This is a genomic window from Bacillus sp. AP50 (assembly GCF_040492675.1).
Classification (GTDB): domain Bacteria; phylum Bacillota; class Bacilli; order Bacillales; family Bacillaceae_G; genus Bacillus_A; species Bacillus_A cereus.
Window position 1 is genome coordinate 1 of record NZ_JBEUTW010000386.1, and the last position, 8,699, is coordinate 8,699.

Below are 8,699 nucleotides of genomic sequence, written 5' to 3' on the forward strand. Positions count from 1 at the left end.
CTCGAGGTCTGCCGCGTTTATTCAATCGTATCCTCCTCTCATTTTAAAGATAACATGAATAGAATACTCCTTTCTGTACCACGCGGTCAATAATTTTGTTTTAATGTTACTGTAAAATAAAATTGGATTATTTTAGATTATGAATAATTAAAAATAGCCCCCTTATTCAAATTGCCTAGCGAAAAAATCACGTTTTAATAGACTTCTTTATCATCCCTACCTTTCTATAAATTACTAGTTATGAAGCGAGGATCGTTTCATAACTAGTAATTTACTTAATTAGCTTGCTGGTTATGGAGTAAGTGACCCTATAAACAAAACCCTCCAGAGACATCTATAATCTGCCCTGTTACCCAGCGGCTATCAGAAGAAGCAAGGAATGCTACTACATCTGCAATATCTTCAACTTGCCCTATTCGTCCGAACACAGATGAATTCGTAGCAAAATTTCGTATTTCTGAATTATCTAGCAATTTCGCATTCATATCTGTCTTCGTATATCCAGGCATAATTGTATTCACTGTTATACCTCGTTCTCCAAGATGTTTAGCTAGAGGAAGTGTCATCGTATTTAGTGCACCTTTACTTAAACCGTATGCAATGGACCCTGTAAAACCAAGTCTTACTTCCGCTGATGAAATGTTAATAACGCGCCCTTCTACTCGTAGTAACGGTAATGTTTGCTGAATTAAAAAGAATGGCGCCTTAATATTTACGGCCATAATTTCATCAAAAACTTCTTCTGTTGTATTTTCAATCGTCCCTTGTGTACCTATCCCTGCATTGTTTACTAAAATATCAATCTCTGATGTACCAACTCTTATTTGTAATTCATTCTTCAATTGTTCTACTATTTTTTTGACACCATCCATTAAATTGAGATCAGCTTCAATTAAGAATGCCTTTCCTCCATTAGATTCAATCTCACTAATTGTTTCGTCTGCAGCTATTTTATTTCGGCCGTAGTGAATCGCAACTAATGCACCGTCGTTTGCCAATCTCATCGCAATCGCACGACCAATGCCGCGACTTGCCCCTGTTACTAATGCTACTTTCCCATCAAGATTCTTCATTTTTTCCATCCTTCCTAAATTCCCTTTTGATAAACCCTATACTTATATTTTCATGCAAATACTAATCATTTTAAATATAGATTTATAGGTAATTTAGTTCGTTCACTTATGATATTATAGTTATAATTTGCAATTCACTTTAGAAAACATAACAAGGAGGCTACACAATGCAAAACGCTGTAAAATTGGATGAAATCGATCATAAAATTATGAACCTGTTATATGAAAATGCGAGAATTTCTGTTTCAGAAATAGGACGAATTATATCCATGACGCAACCTGCTGTAAAAGAACGTATTAACAAGCTTGAAGATCAAGGAGTTATAGCGGCTTATCGAACGAAATTTGAGCCTGCAAAAATTAATAAAAACATTCAAGCATTCATCATGTTTAAAACGAGCCAATGCTCTGATTTTATTCAATTTTGTAATGCCGCTCCTGAAGTAACAGATTTATACCGAATTAGCGGGGAATTTAATTATATGATGAAGGTCATGAGCGATTCGATGGATTCTCTCGCTACATTTTTAGACTCTTTAATGCAATTTGGATTATCGTCTCCTTTAATTGTTTTAAAGAGTGAGTTTGAGGAGAAATTGTCGTTCTAATAAAGGGATACGTATTATCCCCGGCTAACAGTAAAAGTTTTTCCTTTATGAGAAAAGCCAATGAAATCAATGATTAGTAAACAAAAAAAGAACATTGATATTTCAATGTTCTTTTTTATATCTCTACTTATGAATTAGATCTCTATTCGAAAAAAGCACCTTAATCCCCTTACCCTTGATTCCTCTGCGCCTCTCTAAACTCCTCCTTCACCTTCTCTAACAACCCTTCTTCCGTAATTAATCGATACGCTGTATTTGCTAATGCTTTTGCCGATGTAATTAATGCTTTATCTCCAAGTTCTGAACGTGCTGCTTCTCTAAATTCATTCGTATGTGCAATTAAATCATCTGGTCCGATTTTAATGTACGGATGAATTGTCGGTACGACTTGACTTACGTTTCCTGCGTCGGTTGAACCAATCCCTACTCTTTCTTTACGATTTACATCTTCACCTAATAGTTCTAGTTCTTCCGCTACGATATCGTTATATGTTTTTGTTACGAGTAATTCATCGATTTCATTTTGAAATTGATGGATTTTTACTTTTGCACCTGTTGCTAATGCTGCTCCCTGTGCAATGTTTCTTACTTTTTCTGTTACTTCCGCGCATCTTTTTCTCGTTGCTGCACGGATGAAGAATCTTGCTGCGGCATAGTCAGGAATAATATTAGGTGCTTTTCCGCCCTCTGTAATGACACCATGAATTCTCACGTCTGACGGGAGTTGTTGGCGAAGTGCGTTAATACCGTTATAGAGCTGAATAACCGCATCTAATGCGTTAATCCCTTCTTCTGGCGAAGCTGCAGCGTGAGCTGTTTTTCCGTAAAAATGAAAATCAAGTGGATCGACTGCTAGTGAAGGACTCGTTGTCGCTGTCTTTCCGCTCGGATGAATCATAAGCGCCGCATCAATGTCTTTAAATAAACCTGCCTTTACATAACTTGATTTCGCGCTACCATTTGGCCCGCCTTCTTCTGCTGGCGTACCAAACACGACAACTTCCCCGCCAATTTCTTCAAGCGTTTCTGATAATGCGATTGCTGCTGCAACGCTAATTGTGCCAATTAAATTGTGACCACACGCATGACCTAGTCCTGGTAAAGCGTCGTACTCCGCTAAAAATGCGATTGCAGGTCCTTGTTTTCCAGAGCTTTTTCGCGCGATAAATCCCGTTTCATGTCCAGCTATATTGTGCTGCAACTGAAATCCTGCACTGCCTAGCAATAAACTTAACGTTCTAGATGCATAAAACTCTTGGTTACCAATTTCCGGATTCGCATGAATATCATGACTTGTTTCTATGTACTTTTCCTTATTTCTTTCGATACTCTCTTCAATTGTTTTTCTTTGTGACGCTACTCCTGTCGCTCCCATTTTTCTTCCTCCTTTTATTTTCACATAAAAAAGCCTCTTTCTAAAAGATAGAAAGAGGCTTCTGTATATACAGTCAAAATGAGCTTCTTTCTTATCTTTCAAGTTACCTTGCTGGAATTGGCACAGTATTCATAACGAATCCGCTGCCGAGGTATCATAGGGCCAGTCCCTCCACCTCTCGTGATAAGAATTTTCATAAAATTATATTAAATTATTTTTTATTCTAAGTTCATTCCAAGTAAAAGTCAAGGAATTCCTATCCGAATTTACCGAATATCTAAAAATCCTTTTAATACACCAATTGTCTCAGGTGCTTGCAGTCTTGCACATACGTACGGAAATTCCGTACTACCTTCAAACATCATTTGAGATGTAAGCGGTGCGCCTGCCCAGAAGATTTCATCATCAATTACTAAGAATGGGAATGCTTTATTTTGTCTTTGTAACTTTACATTTTTCAGTGGAACTGGTCCATCACTATAAACTGTTATTTGCGCATTTGTACGCATTAACGCTTGCCATACTCGCTTATCCACTTGTTTTGTACTTGGAAGTGAAATAATAATTTTTCGTTTTGAGGCTAAAATATCTTTTAATACCCCTTTCGTTTCCTCAAGATTCATTTCCATAAACCAGCGTAAACGTTTCGAAATTTTCCGTTCCCACAATTGTCTTGATGTCGTGCGATCATACACATCTCCGTGACGTTCTATATGAGCTGTTAATTGTGATAACGCTTGTTTTCTCGAAAGGTTTTTACGCATATAATGGCAATCTGATAATTGAATGAACTTCCCTCTCGCCCTTGTCACTGCTACATTGACGAGGCGATGGTTTTTGTGATCAAAGAATAATACGCCAGGTCGTTCTTGCGGATAACTGTCAACCGTATCAAAGATCATCATATCTCTTTCAGAACCTTGGAACTTATGAACTGTCGCCGCTAAAACTGGTATGTTTTGATATTTCGTTCTCTGCAACATTTCTCTAATACACGTCGCTAAAAAGCGTGACTGCGCCCTGTAAGGTGTCACAATACCAATTGATTGCACACCATCTAACAATCCGATTAACATCATTTGCATTGCTACTAAACCAGACATAATGTTAAAACGTGAACCAGAAGCAGCATCTTTTAACGAAAAAGCTCCCATTTGGCTCGTATCAAATAAAACACTCGCCTCATTTGCGAACGGTTGTAGTTTCGCAAGTTCCTTACGTTCTGAAACAGACGGATGATCGTATACTCTATTTTTATAAATAAACGAATTCGTAAACTTCGATATATCCGCATGCATACGTCTTTGTTCCTGCAACATAAATAGGTTTGGGTGTGCTTCTGATTTATTAACAGACTCAACAATCCCAACATGGTAAAATATATCTTCCCCAAGCCATTTGCGAACGAGTTCATGATTTGCCATCGCAATTGGAGGTAACTGTAAAAAGTCACCGCAAACGACGATACGTTTTCCAAGTGAAGCAGCTAATGCAATTTGCGGAACATATGCCATACTTACTTCATCTACAACAACTAAATCAAATGTACACTCATAAATAAGTGAATCAATGGCACATTTTGATAAAGTTGCGCCGATTACTTTTGCATTTTCAATATATTCTTTTTCTACTTCTTTAATTTTAGCCTTTTGCTTTCGAAGATCACTTTCAATCTCTTGTATACGCTTCTTATCAGCAGATGTTGCTTTATACGATAAGATTTTTTCACGAAGATCTTGTCGTGTCTCTTCTAAATAGAGTCTTTCCTCACCCCAAGATCCGTTCGTCGTTTCAACTAACTTCGACGCAAGTAACGTTTCATGATTTCGTATATGTTCATGTTGACTATAACCGTAACGAACAATTTCACCAGGCGTCCATTTCTTTTTCTTCTCAATTTGCTTCGTTACTTCACTCATTAATACGTCTACTGCCGCATTACTATGAGCTAACACAAGTACCGATTTTCCTTTTTGATAATGAGCCGAAATAATACGTGATAAATTGTAAGACTTCCCTGTTCCCGGCGGTCCCCATACGTACGTTGTCGGATTATAAAACGAACGATATGCCAGTTCATTTTTTGGATTTTTCATCTTCTCAATATGTTTCGGACTGCTCGTCCCATCAACAAGACGCTTTATACGATTACGTTTCAGCTTATCTTTACGTGCTTCTTTCAACCTCTCTTGTAGTTGCTCTAAAAGTTGCCACGGTTCACTATATAAAACAGCTTCTCGTATTTCACCTTGTATATAATCATTTAATTTCAGTTCTATTTCTAATCCATGTACAGACAATACTTCTCCTGTCGCTTCCTCACCATCAAACTCAATTCGAATGGGTGAACCTTCAGGTAAGCTTACTTCCGAAATAAGCTGAAATACGTATACTGTACTTTCATAATCTGTATATAAAAAACGACCATTCATGATAGAAATTTTACTACCACCTATCGTTTTCCAATGTTTAATTTCATATGCTAATGCATAATGCCACTCTTTCATCGTTTCCGATAATGAAGGAGTTTGAGTAGTTGTATTCATCGTATAATCTCCTTCCTTCTCCCCAAACATACTTTCTCACTATACCATATAACACGCTAAAATTTGTAAGGTTTTTATCTTGCTTATTTTCTTAATTTTCAATAATATATTGTATATAATTTTCAGAAAGAAGGAATCTACATGCCAGTTAGAAGAATTGAACACGTAGGACTTATGGTTGCAAACTTAGAAACATCTATTTCATTTTATGAAAAAGTAGTCGGCTTACAGCTCATGAAACGTATGGGTCATCCGAATCCAGACTTAAAACTCGCTTTTTTAGGTGTGGAAGAATCAAAAGAAACGATACTAGAACTCATTGAAGGCTACAACTCTTCTCTTCCGGCAGAAGGAAAAGTACATCACATTTGCTTTAAAGTGGATTCATTAGGGGATGAGATCGAAAGACTGAAGAAACACGCAGTAACCTTTTTACTAGGAGAAGAAATCGAAACATTACCAGATGGAACACGTTACATATTCTTCGCTGGTCCTGATGGAGAATGGATTGAGTTTTTTGAGACGGAGAGATAAAGTAAGACTTTAGGATAGAAAAGGAGCCGGAATTCCGGCCCTTGTTTTTAACGAAACATATTTTATTATAGGAATAAAAAGAAATGGGATATCCTCTCCTATTTCTTTTCTTAGTGTTATAAAAATCTTTCTAATAACTCTAACTTGCACAATGCTTCCCGTTAATATAATAGGCTGATTCTGTGAAAACTGTAAATACAACCTCTACTTCTGGAAGTCCAAAATCCATTACATATGTAGTAATGGCCTTGGCAAATCGATCACGAATTTCCTGTCCACGCTCGAACCATTTCACTTCAATAAGAGGAAACGCCTCTATTTCTTCTCCATTGAATACAAACGTAGAACTTGGTAGTTCCAAGGTGAAATTATCCGTACCACACTCACAGATATCTGCGAGTTCTTCTACTAATGGCTTGCTTATGCTTTTTAATTGTTCAGTAGTAATTCCACGAAACACAACATGCGGCATGTTATTCCCTCCGTTACATAGCTTTATCTTTCCTCATATCATAACACAATTTATTTTGCTGCACTAACATCTATTCGTACATTTCAATGACATTCTTAAGAATGATCATATGTTATTGAAGCTAATATAATCAGGAGTTAAGGAAAAGCAGACTGATAGAATTAAAGGTGAAGAGGTAATACTTGACCTCAATTCTAATCGTCATATAATCAATGCCATGCACAAAATGACTCATCAAAAAGTATTATCTCATGAAAAGCAAGGATTTATTAAAATGACTCCAGAAAACATCGAAGCAATACGTTGAGTAATTGATGAAAATAATAGTGGAACCTTACAACATAAAGAATAGTACCTCAAGATTTTGATTGGTTGGTATGAAGGCGATTTTTCCCTTATCGTTTTATGATATGCTAACAACATTTGATAAAATACGGTATCTATAGACAGTCAAACACCTTTAAAGATACCTCGTCCAGTTCTTGCTGTTGCAAGATAAACAGCATATAATCAGTTAACCACCCACATTAGTAACGAAAACATAAAGAAAAGGCATTCCAAATATGAAACACCTTCTTTCGTTTTATAAAACCATCCAACACGCTGAACTTTTCAATTTAATATAATGACTCGTTTAACTAAAGAAATTGATTACGTGCATAACGCTCTTCTCACTTTTCTTGCAAAATTTAGTGGATCATCAACGTCTTCGATATTAACGTAAATTAAATTTGGAACATCACATAACCACTCATTGTGTATAGACGAAACGATTATTCCTTGTTTAATAATTGTCGCCACAAATTCAGTGACTTCTTTTTGTAAGAGTGCTACTCGGCCTAGGCATAATGCCCGTCCAGTTTTATTGTCTCGTGATTCGAATGAAAAGGAAGTTGTTACTCTAAAACGTTTTCCCAAGATTGTTGCTCGTATTTCATCTCGGTTTATTGTTGCCACGCATTTCCCACCGGCGAATCCTTCTTGACCGCCAATGATTCTTGCAAACTGTTGACAAATTGATTCCTCATTAACCGCCATACCTTTAATCATTCCTCCTTTTACTATTAGATTATGAATTCATACATAGGTCTGAAACGGCAATGAATCTAATCTATTATAAAAAAATGATGGCGATCTACCGAAAGCTATTAACTCAATTATTCTTAATCGTATGAATTGTTATCAGAGTTTAAATGGTGCAGAATTTTTATTTTATGCTTAATGGGCATCGGAGACTGAAAGCAAAACTCAGCTATTATATGGTAAAACATTTTTAAAGAGCATAAAAAAGACACCCTAAGGTGTCATCCTCCGACTTGAGAATCGTATCTATGTATGGAGAAATTTATAAAAAAACTAATACAAATGAAAAGTTTCTAACTATAATCTATAGAGCACTTATTCCATGAATTATTTTCAGGAAGAAGAATTTCAGTTACATTATTTTCTGAACAGTCTCGTTAAAGCCATCCCAAGAAATCCAACACCCATTCCTATTAGCCATCCAGTTTGGGCATTACCTAACATAGATCCCACTCCTCCACCAAGAAACATACAGCCAACGAATACTAATCCTCCAATTCCCCAATTCGGCCGTTCCATAATTCAATCACATCCTTTCAATAAAATATATGCGATTAGCTAACTCAACTTTCTTCCTTAAGATAGTTCATTACTTTGCTTAGGTTTAGCACATCAGGGAATTCATAAGATGCGAAGCTTGAGTCATTTATATAGATTGTAGAAATACGGGTATCAATCGTTATTAAAAATAACTGACGCATTTTAAACATCATCGATTTTATCATTTTGGACAACCTATTCTGTTAAATTGATATACATGCGAAAAAACTATCAAAATAAAACCCCAGAAATCCAAAGGTCTCTGGGGCTCCATTATATATTTAGCTCTTTTTGCTTTTTGTTTTGTTTATGTCTATACAGCAATTTTCGGCTTATTAGAGAAATCACTAATAAGGTCAGAATTAATAAGATAAGTTGCATAAATGATAAATCAAAATATTTAGCACCTGTAACGATTAAAAGTGTAGAAATCGTGCCTTTTACAACGAAAAAAATAATAACCCATAA

9 protein-coding genes, 1 pseudogene and 1 riboswitch are annotated in these 8,699 nt (G+C 36.1%); of the genes and pseudogenes, 3 read left to right on the plus strand and 7 right to left on the minus strand.

What is annotated here, in order from left to right; all coding sequences use genetic code 11:
• Positions 1 to 308: 308 nt before the first annotated feature.
• The gene (locus tag ABWK52_RS22950; RefSeq protein WP_033667410.1) at positions 309 to 1,073 is read right to left on the minus strand and encodes an SDR family oxidoreductase; all 765 of its coding nucleotides are present in this window, start codon (positions 1,071 to 1,073) and stop codon (positions 309 to 311) included.
• A 167-nt stretch (positions 1,074 to 1,240) separates the two neighbouring features.
• On the opposite strand from ABWK52_RS22950, the gene ABWK52_RS22955 reads away from it, so the two are divergent.
• The gene (locus ABWK52_RS22955; protein WP_001178562.1) at positions 1,241 to 1,681 is read left to right on the plus strand and encodes an Lrp/AsnC family transcriptional regulator; all 441 of its coding nucleotides are present in this window, start codon (positions 1,241 to 1,243) and stop codon (positions 1,679 to 1,681) included.
• A gap of 169 nt (positions 1,682 to 1,850) precedes the next feature.
• Here the strand turns inward: ABWK52_RS22955 and ABWK52_RS22960 are convergent, their stop codons facing one another.
• Positions 1,851 to 3,056: a M20 family metallopeptidase gene (locus ABWK52_RS22960; RefSeq protein WP_061654903.1), complete on the minus strand. Its 1,206-nt coding sequence runs from the start codon at positions 3,054 to 3,056 to the stop codon at positions 1,851 to 1,853.
• An 88-nt stretch (positions 3,057 to 3,144) separates the two neighbouring features.
• Positions 3,145 to 3,246: riboswitch (SAM riboswitch) on the minus strand.
• A 76-nt stretch (positions 3,247 to 3,322) separates the two neighbouring features.
• Entirely contained in the window at positions 3,323 to 5,632 is a 2,310-nt protein-coding gene (locus tag ABWK52_RS22965; protein WP_141537331.1) for an AAA domain-containing protein, read from the minus strand.
• A gap of 111 nt (positions 5,633 to 5,743) precedes the next feature.
• Here ABWK52_RS22965 and ABWK52_RS22970 point away from each other — a divergent pair, with 111 nt between their 5' ends.
• Positions 5,744 to 6,136 (plus strand): VOC family protein, encoded by a 393-nt coding sequence (locus tag ABWK52_RS22970; protein WP_061654905.1) that lies wholly within the window; start codon positions 5,744 to 5,746, stop codon positions 6,134 to 6,136.
• 139 nt (positions 6,137 to 6,275) lie between these two features.
• On the opposite strand, the gene ABWK52_RS22975 is transcribed toward ABWK52_RS22970, so the two are convergent.
• Positions 6,276 to 6,608 (minus strand): DUF1904 family protein, encoded by a 333-nt coding sequence (locus ABWK52_RS22975; RefSeq protein ID WP_001120970.1) that lies wholly within the window; start codon positions 6,606 to 6,608, stop codon positions 6,276 to 6,278.
• A 130-nt stretch (positions 6,609 to 6,738) separates the two neighbouring features.
• Here ABWK52_RS22975 and ABWK52_RS22980 point away from each other — a divergent pair.
• Positions 6,739 to 6,957: pseudogene (locus tag ABWK52_RS22980) on the plus strand (DUF6241 domain-containing protein); the annotation flags it as partial.
• A gap of 302 nt (positions 6,958 to 7,259) precedes the next feature.
• Here the strand turns inward: ABWK52_RS22980 and ABWK52_RS22985 are convergent.
• From ABWK52_RS22985 to ABWK52_RS22995, 3 genes are all read right to left on the minus strand, one after another.
• On the minus strand, positions 7,260 to 7,646 hold the full coding sequence (locus ABWK52_RS22985; RefSeq protein ID WP_061139512.1) for a DUF1259 domain-containing protein: 387 nt from the start codon (positions 7,644 to 7,646) through the stop codon (positions 7,260 to 7,262).
• Between the two features lie 402 nt (positions 7,647 to 8,048).
• The gene (locus ABWK52_RS22990) at positions 8,049 to 8,210 is read right to left on the minus strand and encodes a hypothetical protein (protein ID WP_170950840.1); all 162 of its coding nucleotides are present in this window, start codon (positions 8,208 to 8,210) and stop codon (positions 8,049 to 8,051) included.
• Positions 8,211 to 8,504: 294 nt separating this feature from the next.
• A partial coding sequence (locus tag ABWK52_RS22995; protein ID WP_353772158.1) for a hypothetical protein occupies positions 8,505 to 8,699 on the minus strand: 195 nt, incomplete at its 5' end.